Source organism: Blautia sp. XA-2221 (genome assembly GCF_028767025.1).
GTDB lineage: Bacteria > Bacillota > Clostridia > Lachnospirales > Lachnospiraceae > Blautia_A.
The window spans coordinates 1-20,313 of record NZ_JAJQXX010000022.1; the positions used below are offsets into that span (position 1 = coordinate 1).

The window sequence follows — 20,313 nt, forward strand, 5'->3', positions numbered from 1 at the left end:
TATTTAATATTTGATACTGTTCCATTAGACACTTTATCGCACAACATTTCGTATCTCCCATTAATAATTCCTTTACATAACGTTCAGTATTGAACCATTGGGTACTTTGCTATTTAATATTTGATACTGTTCCATTAGACACTTTATCGCACAACATTTCGTATCTCCCATTAATAATTCCTTTACACAACGTTCAGTATTGAACCATTGGGTACTTTGTTATTCAATATTTAATACTGTTCATTGACAGCTTTGCTGCATAACATTCATCACTTGCAATATTTATTTTATCGTGTTCTCACTGCAATACACCAGATATCTGACGACAATTTACAAAATCCCCTGACAACGCTCATCTTGTCACTGACAGGCTGAAATAAAGTATCCACCTTGCTGTATACAAAATGAACCGCAGCGTTTATTTTGTTACAATTATAGTACTATATCCTGCATCACGCAATCTCTGTTCCATATCCACTGCATTTCCAATTTGCTGAAAAGCACCAGTCTGCACTTTATAAAGACCGTTGTCCTCCAAAATGAAAGACGGATATCCCTGTTCCATCAGTTGATACAACATTCTGTCTGCATTTTCCCTTTTTCTGAAAATACCGGTCTGTACTCGATAATAAAGCGGATCTTCTATTGTTTCCTCCGTCAGTGTACCAAGTATCGCCCCGGCAATAGCTTCTGCCATATTATCAAACTGTTGATCAAATATCTCATTATCTGAATTTGTGTTCAAAAATCCTGCTTCGACTAAAATTGCAGGCATTTTTGTTCGCCTTAATACCACCAGACCGGGACGTTCCCTAACACCAATCTCCCGAAATCCAACTTCCCCCAATGCTCCAAGTATATTTTCAGCCATCTCATATTTTATTCCACTGCGGTCATATACCAAAACCTCCGCTCCCTGATACTGGTTATCCCTGGGACTACTGTTTCTGTGAAAAGAAATAAAATAATCTGCCCCGGATTCATTTGCCAGTTTTGCTTTTTCAAATGGTGTCTGATAAATATCCTCCGTTCTGGTATACACCACATCGATTCCATTTCTTTCCAGAATATCGCCTACAGCCATAGTAAGTCTGAGAGTGTCATCTTTCTCCTTTCTTTCCTGATAAACAGCTCCCGAATCCCCTCCGCCGTGTCCTGCGTCAAGTACAATTTTATATGCCAAAGGTGTTTCCCCCTGATATTCCTTTTATGACAGTATATGCACGCTTTTTCTCTATGTTATCTTTTATCATAACCAAGTACATTTTTCCTGTTATACTAAAATATCAGTATTCTTCTTCCTCCTGTGTCTGATAAAGACTGAACAGACCTGTATCTCTGTCATAAAAATAAATATTCAGTGTCAAAAAGTCCTCTTCCGGCGTGGTATCCCTTACGGTATCCTCCAAAACCCTGCGCAGATCCTCCGGGTTTGCAGTTGCCGCATTATGAATCATCACTTCATGTATACTTGTAAACACCAGATAAAAGCTACTCTGAAAAAGCTTTGCCAGCCGTTCCGCTACTCCTGGAAGAAAAACTGCGACTGCACCGTTTGTCCTTCTTACCGTACTCAGGCAATTTCCTATTGCATCCTTTCTTATGGGATAATCAGCAAGTATATTCATAAAATTTTCCCCGTCATATCTTGGATCAAAAATCATTTTTTCCCAGCAGTAAATTCTTGGAGGCGAAAGAAAATATGTATTCAAAAGAGCTTCCTCGAATATCTCATGCTCTTCCCTGTTCCAGTTTTTTATCATATGCCGTTTAATTTTCATACTGGTCATATAATGTTCCATTTCTCCCATCTTCACATAAAGAACCATAGCAATATCCCCCAGAATTCTGTACACAGCATCTTCCAGATCACTTTTATTCCTCTGTACATTTACAAGCCGGATAAAAAGCTCTTTTTTTATTTTTTCATAGTCATTCAAAAGTTTAACATTTTTAGCAATGTCTGTTTTAGAAAAATTTTCCAACCGTTTCATAACATCACTGAGAAGCTCGTCTATCTCTGCTCCCTGACAATATTCTTCATAAAGATCTGAAATATACAACGCACAGATCTCCGCAATCTCTCCCGCCTCCCTGCGTTTTATAAACAATCTGTCCCCTGGTGTAACCGGATACTCTTCCTTTTTCTTATAATAAATTCTTTCTTCCTCAAATCCTGTTACTTCCAGGAGCCTCTGACGAAAGTTCTCTACAAAACATTCATAACCTTCCTGCATTTATATTCCTCATTCTTTCCTGTGAACCCGGGCGAAATACCCATAAAATTAATTAGATACGGTAATAAGACCTTTTGGTCCCGATTACGTTTTAAGAACTGTAAATAGACATATTGGGAAAATTACACAAAATTTTATTTCTTTATCCCTGTACAGTCTGTCTGTAAAAACTACTTACTTTTATATGTATACACTGCAGTTTCTATTATACACTGTTTGACTTTCCCCATTTACAGCTAAGAAAATAGAATGGGATTTAATTCCCCAAAGAGCTGCTCTGCTATCAGTATATAAGCAATGCTGCCGGATGTAAAGAATTTTTCATCGACAAATTCTTCCTCCGGCAACACGTAATAGCTATTTTATTTTGTTCTGCGACAGGTAGTAGCAACCTATATCATAATGCTACAAACTGCACACTCCATACACTACTGCTTTCGCACTGTTCCAATCAAAAAATCCTGCTGTTTTCATCCAAATAATTAAAAAATGCAGTACAACCTTCCACAACATCATCATATGTAACATCAAAATTTCCTGTATACCAGGGATCTGCAATAGCCCTTGGCGAATCACTGTAATCAAGTAGCATATGAATCTTTCCCTCCGGGTCACCGCCTGCAATCCGGGTCATATTTTTAATATTCGCCTCATCCATACCAATCAGATAATCATACTCCCTATAATCTTTTTTTGTCATCTGAACCGCCCTGTGAGGAAGAACCGGAATCCCAACCTGTTTCATCTTATTTACCGTCCCATAATGAGGGCCATTTCCAATTTCCTCCCGGCTGGTTGCCGCTGAATTAATATAAAAAAAGTCGGTGAGCCCTTTTTTGTTAATCATATCCTGAAAAACAAACTGGGACATGGTGCTGCGGCAGATGTTGCCGTGGCAGATGAATAATACTTTAATCATCTTTTTATATCTCCATTTAAGTCCAGTATTTCTTCTCAAACGCTTGATATTTCAGGGTTTTCCGACTTTTGAGTTTTCCTTTCTTTTCAAGGTATCTTCTCAAATCTTCTCGTATTTTCTTATGTTTTTCCCTGCAATCTTGGTAAATCCATTGGTAAAGCAAGCGTCCTTACCAACGGGCTTTTTTAACTATTCGCTATCCGATATACTTCTTCCTTTGCATCATCAAAATTCACATGGGTGTAAGTGTTCAAGGTTACACTGATGTCTGCGTGACCCATGATATACTGCAAGGTTTTCGGATTCATCCCGGATTTTGCCATATTAGAGCAAAAGGTGTGCCTGCATACATGAGGGGTAACTTTCGGCATCTGGATACGGTAAATCCTGTTGTATTTCTGAATAATATGCTCCAGATACTTTTCCCAGTGAAGGGCAACCATCGGCATATCGTTTTTATCCAGAAACAAGAATCCTGCATATCCTTCCACCATCGGTTCAACTTTTGGTGTCTTGCGGTTGGCAATGATTCTGCGAAAACACGCTGCGACAGCTTCCGTCATCGGCACATAGCGGATGCCTTTATCTGTTTTTGGTTCTTCAATTACATACTGCATCTGTGCAGTACGCTGTAACTGATGGTCTACCTTGATACGCATTTCTCCAAACTCGATTTCTGAAACCGTCAGCCCACAGAACTCTGAGATACGAAGCCCTGTGTGAAAAAGAATATAGATTGCATCATAGTATCTGCTGAAATGTTTATCTTCCTGAATAAACTTCAGTAAATCTCTCTGCTGCTTTCGGGTAATCGCTTCTCTGGTAACAGAATCATTGACAATGACGGATGCAAGTTCAAATTCAAATGGATTTTTACGGAGCAGTTCATCATCTACTGCCATCTGAAATGCCGGTCTGAGAACTCCCCTGATAGAATGAATCGAACTGTATCCCCGTCCATCAATCTGCTGGAGCTTAATTAACCATGCCTTTGCATCTGACAAACGCACCTTATCAATTCGCAGATTCCCAAAACTCTCTTTTTTCAGCATATTGATGACCGTTTTATATCCGGCAACCGTATTGTGACGAACTCCTGTTTTCAATGAAATGTACTTTTCTACCAGTTCCAAAACAGTATAGTTGCCACCGTTGGTTACGATACGGTCAAACAAATCCGCTTCAATCTGTTTTTCTTTCTCACGCAGGGAAGGCTCCCGCTTCTTCCCTTTTGGCATTGGGTCATTCTTGTCCAAACGCCAACTGTATACATTTTTCTCTTTTCCGTCCTCATCAATATAGCGGAACCGATACCTCCCATCCTTACGCTGGTACTCGCCCTCTCGCAAAATCCGATTACGGTTATCTCGTCTTTTCTCACTCATCGTGAACTCTCCTTTCAAAAAAAGAGAGCCAGACTTGCACTCTTATCATAGCACAAATCCGGCTCTCCGCATAGTTATATCATGTGAAATTGGTAAATCTGTCATCTCTGTTTACACAGCCGTAGCCTGATCCAGATACCTCTCAAATTTCTCACGCTTAATGAGGGCACGATTGCCGTTCATCACATAAAAATCCTCATTGGGATGTGCATCAATAAGCGTTCTCAATTTTCCTTCGCCGATATGATAATATCTGGCTGCTTCTTCAATGGTAAGCGTATATCTACGCCACACCGGAATATCCGAGTAATTTTTTCCTTCAATATTCATCTTATTATTTGCCATAGGCAGTTATCCTCCATACATGAAAATAGCCAGACAGAGGGTGTCGGCAACGAAGTCCGGCAACGGGCTTCAAAAGACCTTGCAAACAATCTCAATCTGGCGATGGTTACTATTTATACTTTTCTTTTATTTTTCTGTTGTTTTGGTTGTTATAAGGGAGAAAAGCCCGCAGTTATGGGACTTTCCCCGACAACCGGCTCGGCAACGGGATAGCAACAGGGGGTGCAACGGGCTGTCATTTTCAGAATGGAAGCTCCATCTGTTCTGTGACCTCCACAAAACCGTCCGTCGTTTTTTCAGACGGGTTGCCGGAGTCTGTTGCCGGGTCTTCACGCTCCCAGCCCTTTTGTCTGCCATATTCGAAAAACATTCTGGGGTTCTGAAAGTACCGCCAGCCGGAAATGCACTGGTTCATTATCTCGTTGATTTCCCGGATTTCCCATTGCTTCGGTTCGTCAAAGGCATGGTTCAAGGCTTCCTTGTAGAGCTGCTTGGAGCAGACCATGCTCTCGGTGTACTTATCAAGATACGCCTGTATCATCCCGGCTTTGGTGTCCTCCGGCATAAAATCCCGCTGGTGTTCTTTGAGATACCGCTGCATGGCGGGGCTGAAAGCCAGCTTGAACCTGCCGCTTCGGTAAATCTCCATCGCTTCTGCCCACATCTGCCCGATATAGGCTCTGGAAGCAGCTTCGTCCTCCAAAATGTGAACCTCGGCTCGCTCCGGGTACACCATGACGGGGATAAAGCGGCGGTTGCCGGAACGGTCAAGGGGCAGGAAGTCAAGGGCATTGGAAGTGCCGCCAAACACGCACTGACGGGGGCGGTCTGCCGGGTGGGTTTCATAGGGTATCTTGTAAACCTCTTTCTGCCGGCTTAAAAATGACTTGATTTCCTCAATGCTCTTGGCGTTGGCGGTTGCCATCATTTCCGACATTTCGATAATCCAGTGACCTTGCAGCTTACGGTACACATTGTCATCGTCCAGCTTCCGCAAATCATCGGAGAACCACTCGTCCCGGACTGCCAGCAGACGGAAGAAAGTGGACTTGCCAGCCCCCTGACCGCCTACCAGACAGAGCATGATTTCAAACTTGCACCCCGGCTGAAAGGCTCGTGAGATTGCACCCAGCAGGAACAGCTTCAATGCTTCATAGGTGTAATCGTCTGCGTCAGCCCCCAGAAAGTGCCGCAGGCAGAAACGGATTCGTTCTGTCCCGTCCCACACAAGGGTATTGAGATAGTCCCGGATAGGATGGTACTTGTTTTCATTCGCCACAATCCCGATGGCGTTATCAATCTTTTTCTCATTGGTAAGCCCATAGGTTTCTTCCAGATAAAGAAGCAGATACTTCATGTCCGTATCGTTCAGGGCGGTGCTTTCTCTGTGAAAACCGATGGGCTTTATGATGTCCTTGCGGTCGGTCAGGATGTTGTATGCGATAGCCCCGGAAAGCAGAGGGTCACGCTGGAATACGGTCAGGCAGTTCCGTATGCTCTGACGGACACCGCCTTTCTCGGTGGTTTCCAGCCCCGCCTTGATTTCCTCAATGCTCTGGGGCGGCTGCATGGCATTCATGGTGTTTTTTAGTTCTTGTTGCGTCTGCGGCTGCAAGCTCTGCCATTCGCTGTTCAAGCTGTATCACATCCTTTCCGTAGTCCGTAATCAAAGCCGCTTTTTCCTCTGTCTCCCCGAACAGCAATATATCCAGCAGATATTCCACTTGGTCTCGCTTCTGTAAGGCTTCCACAAACCGGGGATGAAAGGCTTCCTCTGGGGAGTGCGGGGCATATTCCTTTCTCCATGCCCGGAGCAGGTGGAGATAGTCGGCAAGAATACGGAAGCAGCAGCTCTTTGCTTCCTGAAACTGTTCCTCCGGGGATTTCTGCCGGGGCTTGGGCTTTTTTGCCTTTCCCGGCGGTTTCCAGTCCTCATAGGAAAGCCCGAAGTCCTGTGCCAGTTGTACGGCGGCTTCTTTCTTTCCCAGCCCATACAGGGCGGCGGCAAAATCAATGACATCCCCATCAGCACCGCAGCCGAAGCAGTGGTAACGCCGATCCAGCTTCATGCTTGGGGTTTTATCGTTATGGAACGGACAGCAAGCCATCCCGTTCCGACCTACATGGATTCCATAATGCTCCGCAGCCTGTCTTGTTGTGACGGACTGCTTCACAGCTTCAAATACATTCAAATCTATCCCTCCTTGAAAATAAGAAAAGCACCTGACATTCTCTGATTGAAAATGGCAAGTGCCTGTTAAAGTTCCAGATCCTGTTGTCTGTGTTTCGCCTGTGCCGGGGCGGTTCTTTGTGCTTTTTTCTCGTCTGCCTTATCCTGCAAGACTTCCTTGATAGGCTGCTTCTTGGGCGGCTCTTTGCTTTCCTCTGTGCCGGGTGTGGCTTTCCGTACCCAGTAGCGGATGTCCCGCAGCTTCTTCAAATCAGCCTGCACCTCGGTCAGCGGTACTTTCAGCTCTGCGATTTCGCTGAGAAGCGTTTCCTGCTCCTCTTGCAACTCCTCTTGGGTGCTGTCCTTATCATCCGGGTGCTTGGCAAGGTAGGCGGCGGCTTTCGCATATCGGGCAACCTCCGGGTGTTCCTGTTTGAATTTCTCCTTTGTTTTCTTAAAAAATATCTTCTGGTACTTCTCATAGACAGGCTTACATTCCTTGCAGTCTGTCCGGCTGGCAAGAATCCCATCAATCACTTTGCTGCGGGCTTCCTTTGGCTTCATCTGACTGCGGTAATCGGCGGCTGATTTCCCGGAAGATTCCAGAAACGCTTCTAAGTCCTCCACAGTGGAAATCCCCTTTTGCCGGAGATAGGACAGGGCTTCGCTGACTGCCTTTAAGTCCTGTGAAGTCCCCCGGTTCTGTCCAGCCCTTGTCCAGTCCTTCCGTTCTTCCTTTCGTATCTCCATATACTTCATCAGCAGATTGGGAAGAAGTGTTGCCTCCTCCGCCGCCTTTTGTGCAAGCAGCTCTTTCCGTTTTTCTCCCAGCTCGGTAATCCAGCCTTTGAGGTTTTGGATAAGCTGCCGGATAGACTTCATCAGATTGTTGGCGGCTTTGATTTCCCGGTTCAGGCTGCCGATATTCGTCTGAATACCACGCTTTTCCATCTGACGGACAGCAGCCCCCTCATGGACAGTAGGGATAATATCAAGCCCCTGTCTGGCATAGGAACGCAAGTCCACACGCTCCGGGCGGTCATTGGCTTCCAGATAGCGGTTCTGGATGACCTCCCATTCATGCCGCCAGATTTCGCAATACTTCTGGTCGTTCCAGTCCACCGTATCCTCCTTGTGGCTTTTCCACCTGCCAGACGGAAGTTTGATCCGTTCCCCGTTTTCGTCAAGGTCATAAACTTTGCGGCTCTTGGGAAGCCATTTCCCATGTTCGTCCATTGCCCGCATGGTCAGCAGGACATGGGCGTGGGGATTATGTCCCGGCGGATGGGGGTCATGGATAGCAAAATCAGCAATCATGCCTTTGGAAACAAACTGCTTCTGGCAAAACTCCCGGACAAGGACAGCGTACTGGTCGGGCGGTATTTCTCTGGGGATGGTAAGCACCCACCGCCTTGCAAGCTGAGAGTTCCATTGCTTCTCCACCGCTTCGGCGGCGTTCCATAAGGTATTGCGGTCTGCATATTCCTGTGGGGCATTTGCCGGGAGCAGGATTTCATTGTGGACGATACCACGCTTTTCTGGGTAGTGCTTCACTTGCTGGTCGTATTCACAGAACAGCTTTTCGCCACTCTGGTAAGCAGCGGCGGCAACCGCAGACTGCCGCTGGCTGCGCTGAACAATCGTGATTTCGTTGTGTGGACAGGGCATTTCGTGTCCCTCCTTTCAGTAATTGGTGGATGGGGTGGCGTTTTACCACCTCATTTGGGGCAGAAAAAAAGCAGGAGACCTTTTCAGATTTCCTGCTCGGTGTGCCGCTGTGTGGGCGGCGGGTATTTAGTTATAAAAGTTCGGGGCAAGTTAACCCGATGTGAAGTTGACAAACTGAAATTTACTTATTCCGTCTAAAATACATTTCAAATAATAATCCAAGTCCGGAAACAATAGATAATATTATTCCTGCTGTGTACCAGTTTATCTCATTCGCTAAAAATCTGCTAAATTCCGAAGCTCCTAAAATCATGACTATGCCAATAATGAATAAAATAATCCATATTTTTCTTTTAGTCATTCTGAAACCCTCCTTTGATTTTTCTAAATTCATATTTGTTGTCATCTTCATTATACTTCACTGCCTATCAAAAAGATAGCATATTTTATGAAACTTGTCGGCTGGGAACAGCTTGCAACGCAAGATGTCCCCAGATGGCAAGTCCACAAAAGGGTAGCTGGCGGCAGCCAGCGCAGGGGAAGCGTAGCGTCCCCTGTTTGATTTGAAGCAGACCATGACTGCGGAAAATCACAGCCCTCCGGCGAGGAGCCTTCGGAGAACGCAATGCACCAACCTCTGGGTGGTGTATAATTGCGCCCTTAGTAAACTAAGGGGTTTCCGGCTTCTCCCGTTCCAGCATTTTTTTCAATAGTTCCTGCGTGTCCTGTCTGTGAAAAATGAGTTTCAACAACAGCATGACATCATCATCTGTCAGGCGTTCCGGCTCTTGCAGAAAACTTTCCAGCATACCGCCACGGGTACAGAGCCGGTGTGTCCGTTCCTTTCGGGTAAGCTGCTTTAACTGGTGCTGCAATGCCTTTTCATCATTGATAGCTTTCCGCAGTTTCTTTTCGCTTTTCTCCAGCTCCCGGTTGAGCTTTTCCAGCTTTGAGGTATCAGGCAAGGGCGGCGTCCTCCTTTCCCGGTATCAGCACATAAATCCTATTCGGTTCTCCCACGCCCTGACGCACCCGCATGATAAGTCCGGCGGTTTCCAGTTCATTCAAAGAACGCTTGACCGTCATGGGGCTGCGGGACAGGACTGCGGCAATGGCTGTAACAGGGAAGCAAACAAACAGGATTCCGTTCTCGTCCTCCTGCCCTTTGGAGAGCATAGCGTCCAACATCCGGCAGTACATAACCTTTGCGGTGCTGCTAACTGGAAACCCTGTCAACGCTCTGGGAAATGGCATACATGGCGGCAATGGTGTGTCTATCGTCATAAATTCAAAATTCATTCTGTGTGTTCCTCCTTTTTCTTTGCTCGTTTGGATAAATAACGGGGGCAGTCAATCACAACCGCCCGGAAGCTCTGCTTGCACCCATGCTGGCATTTCCGGCATAATTCGTTGTAAGTGACACGCCCCCGGTCATTGAGGTAAAAGGAAAGCTCATACTTCCTCTTTTTGCTCATTCTCGGCATATTGCGCTTCCTCCCGTTTTAGTGTATGGTTTCGGGGCGCTTTTCGGCGAAATTACGGTCATAGAGCCGCTTAAAATCTCCCGAAGTATCAGCGATAGGGTAGACTATCCCCCTATCAGATTGTCGTGTTTCGGTATCATTTCGGTGTCAGTTCGCCAGTTCTCCCTGGTGTCGTTCCTCCCCTGAATCTCACAGCGGCGTATTGCTCCCTTTGGTACGCTCGTTTTGGTCAGGATTCCTCCACATCCCTGCCAAAAGTCATGGCACTACATCGCCGGGGAAGCATATCCCACACAGGCTGGTCATTCGATTGGAATAATCCATCGATGAACTACCTGTATCATAGAACATTTTTGTACCCTGTGCCGTATGTCCACAAAGTAGGAATTAAGGGTAAAAATCAGAAATTTCCACGATTGCGGAAAGTGTGATATAATCCAGTTAAGCGGCAGCAATCAAACCGCCGGAAAGGAGCGTGTGCCCATGAAAGGAGCGACAAGCATACAGGAACGCCTTTGGGAACTCCGCAAGGACAAAGGCTTAAATCTGGAAGAATTATCAGAGTTGACGGGTATTTCCAAATCAGCTCTTGGAAGTTATGAAAAAGAGGATTATAAGGAAATCAATCATGGCAACCTTATCGCGCTGGCAGACTTCTATGGAGTTTCCGTTGATTATCTGCTGTGCCGGACAGAGAACAGGGAGCAGATCAACACGCCACTAACAGAGCTGCATTTGAATGATGAGATGGTCGCACTTCTGAAAAGCGGTCGGATTAACAACCGTCTGCTCTGTGAGCTTGCCACACATAAAGATTTTATCAAGTTTCTTGCAGATATTGAGATTTATGTGGACGGGATTGCCACCATGCAGATTCAAAACCTCAACGCCCTTGTCGATACCGTCCGGCATGAAATCATTGAACGGTATCGCCCCGGCGAAGATGACCCGCATTTGAAGGTGCTGCAAGCTGCCCATATCAGCGATGATGAGTATTTCAGCCACATGGTTCTGGATGACCTCAACCGGATTATCCGTGATATTCGGGAAGCCCACAAAAAGGACAGTGAGAGTGCGCCCCAGACCACTGTTGCCGATGAACTGAAAGAAAATCTGGAAGCGGTCGAAAATTTCAAGGGCAGCCGGGATGAAAAGTTGGTTGTCCTTTACTGCAAGCAGCTCGGCATCAACTATAAAAATCTGTCAGACGAAGAATTTCGCTGGCTGATTCGGATTCTCAAAAAATCAAAGAAAATGGGAACGCCTATCAGCCAGAGGAAAAAAAGGTAAGGAAAAACCGCTGTTGCATGGTTTGTTGGCTCCCATGTAGCAGCGGTTTGTGCTGTGGTTATTCAGTTAAAATTTCAAAGCGATAAAGTGGAATTTATCTTAGAAATTACAGCAATGTTATTTTGATAAACTTTCAAGAATTGAAATATCATGCTTATCTTTATCTCTTAATTCATAACCTGAGTGGAAAACTCTTTGACCTTTTAAGGATATACAAGGAATTGTTTTTCCTTCAAAAAAAGCACTACCAAAGTAATCTTTTTCAAACTCATACCAGCCACCCTCTAAATCAGCTTGTTTTGAAGTTCCGTCCTCATTTAAAACGAACGGGTGAATGTCTAAGTAACCAAGTTCATCACTATATAACTCTATTCTAACCGGTTTCCAGTCTGTATCAATTTTATAGCCCAGATTCAAAAGCACATTTAACAATTTTTCCGTATGTTGAGCATCAAAATTTATATCTATATCTCTATGAATTCTTGTTTGTTTACCAGCTAAAATATCTACACCCCATCCGCCATCCAACCAGTATGTAATTCCAGTATTTTCGAATAATTCTATTACTTTCATTAAATCTTCTTTTGTTGTTATTTCTTTTCTACCCATACAAAGTCTCCTTTACAACTTCTAATTTGTAATAATCATTCTACCATACCGTTATGAATAAATCATCTCATGCAAAACAATTTCTTCTGCCCGGTTGTGAATGTTATTGCAACGCTGCACCCATTCCATTTGACAGGTACGCTTTAATTCCTCTGTCACGCCCTCGGCAGCTTTCAGCTGTTCCATGATAGTGTCTGACCGTTCCTGTGCCTGTTCGTTCATGTCTACAAGATATGTCCACAATTCTCCGGTCAGTATCAATGTATTCAATCTGGATGGGTGGACTTCTCTTAAATATTCCCGGTGCATCCGTCCATACTTTCCGATGGGGCGGTGTTCTTCCGGAAGTTTCAAATCCGGGATGTAGTAATCTCCGACAAGGATATAGTCAATTCTGTTTTCTGTTATTCTTGGTTTCAATTCGCTCATGTTCCTTACCTCCTGTGGAAGCAGGCTCGTCTGATACTAACTCAATCACATCGGTAATCTCACAATTCAGGGCTTCGCAGATACGGGCTAATGTGTCCATGCTGATGTGCTTTCCCTCTTTGCTCATGTTGGCAATCATATTCGTTGTCATACCAGCGGCAAGCCTTAAATCCTCTTTCCTCATATCACGCTCTAACAGTGTGTGCCAGAGTGGTTTATAGCTGATGTGCATATTGTTTTCCTGCCTTTCTATCCATACCACCGGGGCGGCTGCCCCGGCAGGAACTTTTCTCTTATTATAACACCAATCTTGTGAAATCACAATTTATTCTTGTATCCTGCCGCTGATACCGTCTGGATTGGCTTTTCCTTTCTTTTTGTTCCCTTTAATTAGCCATGAACTGTTTGATCCCCTGGCTCTTAGCGCCGGGATTGTCATTTCCATATCCTTCCAGAAGGTTTACAACACCCCACACACCAAGACCTGCGCCGATTGCGACTACAAGAGTTTTTAAAGTTGTAATTGCACTGCTAAAAAATGCCATATACATTCACCAAAACTGACTTCATTTCAGGTGTTTACGGGAATGAAAAACGCCGGCACAAAGCCGGCGCACCCATTGTCAGTTATTCCTTTCCGCATTATTTTCGCTCATTCCCAAGGTTACTCCGACAGGTCTACATGAATCACTTCCACCTCTTCTTCCGGTTTCGGTGTGTACTGCGGATTTAACTCTTTCTCTACTTTGTACCGGTTCTTCTCATTTTCATCTGCAAGTAGCCGATAGTTTTTGTGTTTCGTGATATCATATTTATCTGAGAAGAATGGTCTGGCACCACGGATCTGCAGGATGCATTTCCCGCCATCCATAACAGCGATCTCGTCCTCCGTCATCAGCTGTTTTCCTGTTTTCTGGTAATTCAACCCAAAGGACTTCTGATTGCTCCTTGTTTCCGAAGTGTTATACAGGTCGATGGTTTCCTTACCCAGAAGCTCACTCATTTCCTTTAAGGTGGTTTTCTCTTTGCCGCCAAGAAATAGTGTTGTATCACAGTTGCCCAGAATGGTATCTGCACTATCCTTGTACATTGCTTTTAGCTGACTCTGCAACTGCAAAATAATAGAAGCAGAGATTTCCCTGCTTCGGATGGTTGCGATCAGCTTGTCAAACTGTGGAATCTGCCCGATATTGGCAAACTCGTCAGCGATGACACGCACATGCACCGGAAGTCTTCCGCCATATACATCATCTGCCTTGTCACAGAGCAGATTAAAAAGCTGAGACTGCAACATAGCGATCACAAAATTAAATGTGGTATCAGTATCGGACATAATCAGAAACAATGCTGTTTTCCTGTCCCCGATCTGATCCAGTTCCATTTCATCGTAAGACATGATCTCACGTAGTTCTGCGATATCAAATGGGGCAAGTCTTGCTCCACAGGATATCAAAATACTTTTTGCTGTCTTTCCAGTAACAAAATGTCAATAGTTTTTTAATCACTTTTCTCAAAAACTTTTCTCAAAAAGGCAAAAAAATAGAACGTACAGTTTATTTCCATACGCTCTATCTCACATTTCATATTAAATTTGCTTAGTTCTTTTCATCTTACTAGACTGGAGCTTTATTCTTCTGTATCTTCTTGATATTCCAATATATCACCTGGCTGACAATCTAACGCCTTACAAATAGCATTTAATGTAGAAAAGCGAATAGCACTTACTTTACCTGTTTTTATTTTTGATAAGTTTACATTTGCAATACCAACCTTTTCGGATAGATCATTTAGGCTTATTTTTCTATCTGCCATTACCCTGTCTAATCTTAATATTATAGCCATAGCTTTACTCCTACAATGTTTCATCAATTTCTTTCTGTAAATCACAACCATATTTGAATATCAATGTAATACTTCTAAATATTAAAATTACAAATATGCCCTCAAGAATTGCTAAAAAACTAATATGATAATATGGGTACAAAGGACATATCATTGAAACAAAAGTGAATACAGCAATTATATTGATACATTTTGTAGTATTCGCAGTAAATGGAGACTCCTGTTTTGATATGCAATGAAATAATTTTTTTGCATATCTAATAGCTAGAAATATACAACTGCATTTTACAATAAAGCAAACTAATAAAATAATCCATTCACTAAATACCAATTCCATTTCTGCATTTATCATCTGTTTTGCTAAATATCCAGGTCGTGTAAGCTGACTTAATAATGTACCACCTAAAAGTAGTACAGCTCCAATATCCACAATAATTGCAATTATACTAGCAATATTGAAAATAACGGAGATAAAATGTGTTGATTTTTTCAAAGTTATTTCTTTCATGAGTAAATGCTCCTTTCATTTCTTAACACAAAGTATATCACGAAATGAATGTTTGTCAATTAAAATTTAATGTTATACATTAATTTTTTATTATATACATTTTTGATTTTAAAATTGAGGGATTTTAAAATCGATAATTTTAAAAAGCAGGAAGACCTTTTATGGCTTTCCTGCTCGATGATACTACTTTAAAGGTAGAAAATTATATAATTGTTATTGAGTTCTACAAACTGGGATTGTCTAAAATAGTAAAGCCGTACCGCTTACTATTTTTTCTTTTACTGCTGAAACAGTATCTTTGATTGAATGCGTCATTAACTTGTTTCATTAAATCATATATATCCATTTGTACCACCATTTATAAAACTTTCTTTATTTTATCAACTTGTTCTTCTACTTCTTCCGGATAGTTTTTAACCATATCATCACTTCCTTAATTTTTCATCTTTGCGAGTTCTTATATAAATCTCTTTTCTACCTTTTTCTATAAAATCAGGTCTATTATTTTTAATACCATATACAATAGTTTCTATTGGATAATATTGTTCTACAACATCTTGATATTCCTTTGCTTTTGAAATATCAATATTTCCGTATAATCTTAATATATCTTCTCCAAAAGACACGCCAATTTCTTCTTCACTATCTTCTAGCAAATATATGAAATCACAGTATTCATCTATAATTCCAGAATCTCCAAAATCTATTACACCACATAATCTATTTTCATCATCAAGTAATAAATGATTACAACTAAAATCATTATGGCATAAGCATTTTTTACCATCAAATATAGTTGTACTATTTAATCTTTGCATAAATTCTTCTACATATTGTTTTTCAATATCAGTAAGACTATCATATATTGTTTCTTTAAGTAATTGATATTCTTCTAAAACATTTTGTTTATTGTCTATCGTATATGAACTTATTTCACTATAATCTAAATCGTGCATTTGTCTTAAAAACATAGCAATATCTTGCTTTAATAATTCTTGCTTTTCTTTTGATAAGGCAAAATATATTTCTGGTGTTAAAAAAGTTCCTTTAATTTCTTTATATCCTAAAATAGATAATTCTTCACTTATATATGAATATTCTATATTTGGTATTTTAATATTTGTATTTAATTTTTTGTTTAGAAAATCATATATTGCTTTTTCTTTTTCATACCCTTTTTTCTTATTAGCACTAAATTTGATTTTGAAAACATATTCATTATTTACAATGTATGCTTTGCTGTCATAACCCTCACCAATCAACTTTATACTATCAACAACTATATTGCATTTTTCTTCTATTATCTTTTTTATATCCATTAGTTTTTCTCCTTAAAATCATACACATAAATAATTTCATCATCTACTTTATTTATTCCTCCTGCTTTTTCATAACATTTACAAGCAGAAATATTGCTTCTATTCGTTATTAAATACATTTTATAACAATCAATAGTTTTAGCATAATCACGAGCAAATGATATTAAACCCGTTCCATAACCTTTGCCTTGATAATCAGGCATAACATCAATAGCGTCAAGATAGAATACTTTTCTTCCATCTGGTTTCAAAAGAATATATCCAAAAGCAAAACCTACTATCTTATTATTTATCTTTGCAATAAATCCAAAATCATTTTTATTATCTATAAATTTTTTTAAAACATCTACATTATATTTTGTATTTTCATCATCAACAAAATCTAACATAAGTCCCAAATCTTGTTCTTCTAATAATTTATATTCCATCTATCTCAACTCCATCTACAATTTTATTTTCTAATTTTATTAGTATCTACACAATCATTAATTAAACTAATTGCTTCTTGTGCAAATTCCTTTAATCTTGTATTATCATAACTATTATTTGTATCACTTAAATAATCTTCCATAGCATTTTTAATAACATCATTATAATTTGAGTTCATATTTTCTAATGCCCATTTACCACCATCATATTTTGATAAAGTTAAATCATCCCTGATTAGTGCATAAAATCTACATAAATTTAAAATACAATATACAGGATTATTAACAATTTCTTCTACACAATCCAATGTATCAGAATAATTAGAATCTATAATATATTCCTTTGGTACTTTTGAAAACACTTCTTTTGATGGCTTACCAAAATCCATCTTATCATTTGGAACATTTATAACATTGAAATGACTTGCTAGATCAGGGTCAACTTTATAATCATCATTGATGACTATTGTTTTATCTTCCTTATATCTTTCTATCCAATCTCTGCTACCGTGAAGTTCGTAAGGTATTGGATGTTTTATATTTCTACAATTATCTTCTAGTACAACACTAAATTCAAAACCTTTTTTAGGAAATAATTGCTCATTTTCTAACATTTTATCCCAAATAAGTTGTTTTATTTCATTATCTATTTTTTCTTTTACAACTATAATAAAGTCTAAATCTGATTTATTAGGATTAAAACTTCCTAATCTTAATGAGCCGTGAAAATAAACTCCAACATAATTATCCTGCAATATTTCTTTAACCCACTCATTAACTTGTTTCATTAAATCATATATATCCATTTGTACCACCATTTATAAAACTTTCTTTATTTTATCAACTTGTTCTTCTACTTCTTCCGGATAGTTTTTAACCATATCATCAAAATCAGCAATTTCACGTGCCTTTATTAACATTGATACTCTTTTGATTAAATCTTCATCTGTATATTTATAATAACTTAATACCTTATTTATAAAACCTGTTCCTAAATAATAAAGTGCAGCAATATCATAAGCAGGATCACCCATACCAGAGCCTTCAAAATCCACTATTCCAACTAATTCGTTATTATCGTTAAGAATATAATTCTCATACCATAAATCTCCGTGTATAAAATGATAATCATTAAATGTTAATAAATAGTTTTTATATTCATTAAACCAAGATAATATTTTTTCATAATTAGATTCACTTAAATATTCTTTTAATTCAATAACACTTTGTTCAGTTATTTCTAATTCATTTTTTATATATTCATCTTTATCAAAATCAACTCTTATTTCATATAATTCATCCATAAATTCAGCGAGTTTTTTAGCAATATTATCTAAATTAACTATTTCAATATGTTCTTTTCTAAAAGTATGTCCTTTAATCATTTTATAAATTAATGCGCCATTTGGATATTCTTCGCAAGGCTCAATCAATTCAATAATTCTTGGTATTTCCAACGATTTAACATTACTTATTTGATTAATTACGTTCACATATTTTTGATAGTTTTTATATGAATTTTGATTTACTCCATCAAGTAAAATATAATCATCATTTATAATATATGCCTTACTATTAAAGCCTTCATTTATGTATTTTCTACTTATAATATCCATCTTTGCACCTCATTCTTAATAACTAAATAGAGTCATAATAATAAACATTTTCTGGCAATTCTTGATTAGGCAATTTGAATGTTCTAATTTTAACAAACTTACCACCAATAATTGTCTAAAATAGTAAGGCCGTACCGCTTACTATTTTTTCTTTTACTGCTGAAACAGTATCTTTGATTGAATGCGCAGTTGTATCTATAACATTTAATTCATAGATTCCTAAATTGGAAAATTGATTCCACATTGTTTCAACTAATTCAATATTTGTTTCTCTGTCTAACTTTGAGCGTTCGATAGCTCGCTTCATGGTTTCTTCTTTACTTGCCCTTAAAACGATATAGTGTACTTCATAATGCTCTTGAACAATGTTGAGCCACGGCTCTAAAAACCACGGTCCTACAATGCCATCTACAATTACATCATATCCACCACGAGCATATCGCTTCGCAGCTTCTAAAAACGCTTCAATGACAATCAAATTTTGCTCATTTGATTCTGGCAAATGCGGTGGTATTGCCCCTTTACTCAAATAATGATAAAAGTCATCTGTGTGCATATGTACAGACTTTTCCAAATCTGATTCTTTTGCAACAACAGATGCCGTTGTAGTTTTTCCTGTCCCCGGCGCACCTGTGATTACAATAATTCTACCTTGATTCATCTATATTTTACCTCCACAACTTCTAATTTATCGATTTCTTTTTACTTACTAATCATACCATACAACAGCATAAGAAACACTAAAATATTGCAGACCATACCGCCCCAAAACAGGTACAACTTCAAGCCCTCATATCTAAAAAAACTGTTCTTACTTTCCTCAAGCTCCCGGATCTTCTGCTTCATCACGCTCGTAAGTGTATCAGACTGCTTCTCAAGAAGCTTTGTAGCCCTCTGTATAGCCTCTATATTCGCCTGTAACGCCTTTCTAACCTCTTGGACGGTGTTTTCCTTAACCTCATCTTTCAGGCTCCCAATCTCGCCCGATATAGCGTCTTGAAGCAATTCGTTGCTGTTCTTCAGCAGCTCTACGCTCTGCTTCAGCTCGCTGATGAGCTTCCTGTTCTGCTCTGCCCTCACTTGTTCTTGATTTGACTGCTTCATCAATTCCTCGCAGTTCTCGCTCGACATCGCCAACGCTTCTTTGAGCAGACTGTTTTCCAGCTCTGTCCGGCTCTGTCGGTTTAACTCTTGAAGCTGCTCTCTTGGACTGCTCTGCTTCTGCTGTTCGTGCATTTCTCTCAAACTCATGCTCCATACTCTCCTTTCCAAAATCCATATTGTAGTATTTTTCCAGCTTGTTATCCCTGATTTTACAAGCCTTTTCTCCTGCCTGTTCCCTGGCTAAGTCGGTATATGTGATGTACTTGTGGCTGTCCTGCCAGTCCACCCCGTACCCTCTTTCATTCATCAGCCGGATAAAGGTTTCCCGGCTGGTCGCTGTTTCCTTACAATCCAGCACCGCAAGGGCAATATCCTGCACATAGCTTTTGACCTTTCCCTGCTCTGCCTGTTTCAAAAGCTGGTAGGTGTCTTTGCTCCATGCCACCGTTTCTTCCCGGACTTCTCCAGCAAATGTCTTTCCTTTCTCCGGCACATGCAAGCCCTGTTCCCAGCTCTGCTCGTTGCACCGTTCCTTTAAGTCTTTAAGGTCGTGCTTACTCAGAGGGTAATTTAGGGTATAACAAAATAACCCACCCGAATATCGTTTTTTTTATTTGGTGAGTTTGTTCTTTCAAATACGAAACAAAAAGAGCCGATGATTCGTGAATTGTTCCACAATTTCATCGGCTCTGCGTCTTAAGCGTCTGGCTCTTTGATGACAGTTATCTTCAAGTTGTCAACTTTAATCAATCTTTCTTGTCTGCATTTTGGACAATAAAGGGGATAATTCTCCAAAACAGTGTCCTTCCTAATTTTATTACGGGTTTTGCTCCCACAAACAGGACACAATATCCATTCGCATTTCATCATAATTAGTCTCTAATCCTTTCAAATCTCATTTTATATGACTTTTGCAAGCTGTTAAGCTAACTTGTGGAACATATGCCGAACCTTATCTAT

At 40.4% G+C, this 20,313-nt stretch carries 26 protein-coding genes and 1 pseudogene; 1 reads left to right on the forward strand and 26 read right to left on the reverse strand.

What is annotated here, in order from left to right:
* Positions 1 to 418: 418 nt before the first annotated feature.
* The 12 genes from LU279_RS13170 to LU279_RS13225 all read right to left on the reverse strand — a co-directional run bounded on the left by LU279_RS13170 (position 419) and on the right by LU279_RS13225 (position 10,208).
* Positions 419 to 1,183, reverse strand: a complete 765-nt coding sequence (locus LU279_RS13170) for an N-acetylmuramoyl-L-alanine amidase (RefSeq protein WP_274422950.1) — start codon at positions 1,181 to 1,183, stop codon at positions 419 to 421.
* A 103-nt stretch (positions 1,184 to 1,286) separates the two neighbouring features.
* Positions 1,287 to 2,237 carry a DUF5688 family protein gene (locus LU279_RS13175; protein WP_274422951.1) on the reverse strand — a complete coding sequence of 317 codons (951 nt, stop codon included), beginning with the start codon at positions 2,235 to 2,237 and terminating at the stop codon, positions 1,287 to 1,289.
* Positions 2,238 to 2,688: 451 nt separating this feature from the next.
* Positions 2,689 to 3,156: a low molecular weight protein-tyrosine-phosphatase gene (locus tag LU279_RS13180; protein ID WP_274422952.1), complete on the reverse strand. Its 468-nt coding sequence runs from the start codon at positions 3,154 to 3,156 to the stop codon at positions 2,689 to 2,691.
* Between the two features lie 185 nt (positions 3,157 to 3,341).
* Positions 3,342 to 4,541, reverse strand: a complete 1,200-nt coding sequence (locus LU279_RS13185; RefSeq protein ID WP_274422953.1) for a site-specific integrase — start codon at positions 4,539 to 4,541, stop codon at positions 3,342 to 3,344.
* Positions 4,542 to 4,652: 111 nt separating this feature from the next.
* Entirely contained in the window at positions 4,653 to 4,886 is a 234-nt protein-coding gene (locus LU279_RS13190; RefSeq protein ID WP_118698655.1) for an excisionase, read from the reverse strand.
* A gap of 241 nt (positions 4,887 to 5,127) precedes the next feature.
* Positions 5,128 to 6,465 carry a virulence-associated E family protein gene (locus tag LU279_RS13195; protein WP_274422967.1) on the reverse strand — a complete coding sequence of 446 codons (1,338 nt, stop codon included), beginning with the start codon at positions 6,463 to 6,465 and terminating at the stop codon, positions 5,128 to 5,130.
* Positions 6,434 to 7,078, reverse strand: coding sequence for a CHC2 zinc finger domain-containing protein (locus LU279_RS13200; protein WP_274422954.1), 645 nt, complete (start codon positions 7,076 to 7,078; stop codon positions 6,434 to 6,436). The genes LU279_RS13195 and LU279_RS13200 overlap by 32 nt, the downstream gene beginning before the upstream one ends.
* Positions 7,079 to 7,143: 65 nt before the next feature.
* Entirely contained in the window at positions 7,144 to 8,724 is a 1,581-nt protein-coding gene (gene mobQ, locus LU279_RS13205) for a MobQ family relaxase (RefSeq protein ID WP_274422956.1), read from the reverse strand.
* Positions 8,725 to 8,905: 181 nt separating this feature from the next.
* On the reverse strand, positions 8,906 to 9,085 hold the full coding sequence (locus tag LU279_RS13210; RefSeq protein WP_036744758.1) for a hypothetical protein: 180 nt from the start codon (positions 9,083 to 9,085) through the stop codon (positions 8,906 to 8,908).
* A 307-nt stretch (positions 9,086 to 9,392) separates the two neighbouring features.
* Positions 9,393 to 9,689 carry a DUF3847 domain-containing protein gene (locus LU279_RS13215; protein ID WP_009296086.1) on the reverse strand — a complete coding sequence of 99 codons (297 nt, stop codon included), beginning with the start codon at positions 9,687 to 9,689 and terminating at the stop codon, positions 9,393 to 9,395.
* A complete protein-coding gene (locus LU279_RS13220) occupies positions 9,682 to 10,023 on the reverse strand; it encodes a DeoR family transcriptional regulator (protein ID WP_003020305.1) in 342 nt (113 codons plus the stop codon). Before LU279_RS13220 ends, LU279_RS13215 begins: the two co-directional genes overlap by 8 nt.
* Positions 10,020 to 10,208, reverse strand: a complete 189-nt coding sequence (locus LU279_RS13225; protein WP_020989947.1) for a hypothetical protein — start codon at positions 10,206 to 10,208, stop codon at positions 10,020 to 10,022. The genes LU279_RS13220 and LU279_RS13225 overlap by 4 nt, the downstream gene beginning before the upstream one ends.
* Positions 10,209 to 10,691: 483 nt before the next feature.
* Between LU279_RS13225 and LU279_RS13230 the strand changes: the two genes are divergently transcribed.
* Positions 10,692 to 11,498: a helix-turn-helix domain-containing protein gene (locus LU279_RS13230; RefSeq protein ID WP_075877043.1), complete on the forward strand. Its 807-nt coding sequence runs from the start codon at positions 10,692 to 10,694 to the stop codon at positions 11,496 to 11,498.
* Positions 11,499 to 11,615: 117 nt separating this feature from the next.
* Here the strand turns inward: LU279_RS13230 and LU279_RS13235 are convergent, their stop codons facing one another.
* From LU279_RS13235 to LU279_RS13300, 14 genes and pseudogenes are all read right to left on the reverse strand, one after another.
* A complete protein-coding gene (locus tag LU279_RS13235; RefSeq protein ID WP_009266803.1) occupies positions 11,616 to 12,107 on the reverse strand; it encodes a nucleotidyltransferase domain-containing protein in 492 nt (163 codons plus the stop codon).
* A gap of 51 nt (positions 12,108 to 12,158) precedes the next feature.
* Positions 12,159 to 12,536 carry a TnpV protein gene (locus LU279_RS13240; protein ID WP_075877044.1) on the reverse strand — a complete coding sequence of 126 codons (378 nt, stop codon included), beginning with the start codon at positions 12,534 to 12,536 and terminating at the stop codon, positions 12,159 to 12,161.
* Positions 12,496 to 12,768 carry a helix-turn-helix domain-containing protein gene (locus tag LU279_RS13245; protein ID WP_118411450.1) on the reverse strand — a complete coding sequence of 91 codons (273 nt, stop codon included), beginning with the start codon at positions 12,766 to 12,768 and terminating at the stop codon, positions 12,496 to 12,498. The genes LU279_RS13240 and LU279_RS13245 overlap by 41 nt, the downstream gene beginning before the upstream one ends.
* Before the next feature lie 154 nt (positions 12,769 to 12,922).
* On the reverse strand, positions 12,923 to 13,081 hold the full coding sequence (locus tag LU279_RS13250) for a Maff2 family mobile element protein (RefSeq protein ID WP_118440657.1): 159 nt from the start codon (positions 13,079 to 13,081) through the stop codon (positions 12,923 to 12,925).
* Positions 13,082 to 13,295: 214 nt separating this feature from the next.
* Positions 13,296 to 14,010, reverse strand: a pseudogene (locus LU279_RS13255) (VirD4-like conjugal transfer protein, CD1115 family); the annotation flags it as partial.
* A gap of 152 nt (positions 14,011 to 14,162) precedes the next feature.
* The gene (locus tag LU279_RS13260; protein ID WP_095915008.1) at positions 14,163 to 14,378 is read right to left on the reverse strand and encodes a helix-turn-helix domain-containing protein; all 216 of its coding nucleotides are present in this window, start codon (positions 14,376 to 14,378) and stop codon (positions 14,163 to 14,165) included.
* Positions 14,379 to 14,388: 10 nt separating this feature from the next.
* The gene (locus LU279_RS13265; protein ID WP_095915009.1) at positions 14,389 to 14,886 is read right to left on the reverse strand and encodes a hypothetical protein; all 498 of its coding nucleotides are present in this window, start codon (positions 14,884 to 14,886) and stop codon (positions 14,389 to 14,391) included.
* Between the two features lie 425 nt (positions 14,887 to 15,311).
* Positions 15,312 to 16,205 carry an aminoglycoside O-phosphotransferase APH(2'')-If gene (locus tag LU279_RS13270; protein ID WP_021424053.1) on the reverse strand — a complete coding sequence of 298 codons (894 nt, stop codon included), beginning with the start codon at positions 16,203 to 16,205 and terminating at the stop codon, positions 15,312 to 15,314.
* Positions 16,205 to 16,633: a GNAT family N-acetyltransferase gene (locus LU279_RS13275; RefSeq protein WP_021424054.1), complete on the reverse strand. Its 429-nt coding sequence runs from the start codon at positions 16,631 to 16,633 to the stop codon at positions 16,205 to 16,207. Before LU279_RS13275 ends, LU279_RS13270 begins: the two co-directional genes overlap by 1 nt.
* A gap of 23 nt (positions 16,634 to 16,656) precedes the next feature.
* Positions 16,657 to 17,439, reverse strand: coding sequence for an aminoglycoside adenylyltransferase domain-containing protein (locus LU279_RS13280; protein WP_050574726.1), 783 nt, complete (start codon positions 17,437 to 17,439; stop codon positions 16,657 to 16,659).
* A gap of 12 nt (positions 17,440 to 17,451) precedes the next feature.
* Positions 17,452 to 18,249: an aminoglycoside phosphotransferase family protein gene (locus LU279_RS13285; RefSeq protein ID WP_004452867.1), complete on the reverse strand. Its 798-nt coding sequence runs from the start codon at positions 18,247 to 18,249 to the stop codon at positions 17,452 to 17,454.
* A 115-nt stretch (positions 18,250 to 18,364) separates the two neighbouring features.
* Positions 18,365 to 18,910 (reverse strand): AAA family ATPase, encoded by a 546-nt coding sequence (locus LU279_RS13290; protein ID WP_004452869.1) that lies wholly within the window; start codon positions 18,908 to 18,910, stop codon positions 18,365 to 18,367.
* A 297-nt stretch (positions 18,911 to 19,207) separates the two neighbouring features.
* Entirely contained in the window at positions 19,208 to 19,846 is a 639-nt protein-coding gene (locus LU279_RS13295) for a relaxase/mobilization nuclease domain-containing protein (protein ID WP_032587458.1), read from the reverse strand.
* 203 nt (positions 19,847 to 20,049) lie between these two features.
* A complete protein-coding gene (locus LU279_RS13300) occupies positions 20,050 to 20,223 on the reverse strand; it encodes a cysteine-rich KTR domain-containing protein (protein WP_002779755.1) in 174 nt (57 codons plus the stop codon).
* Between the last annotated feature and the right edge of the window lie 90 nt (positions 20,224 to 20,313).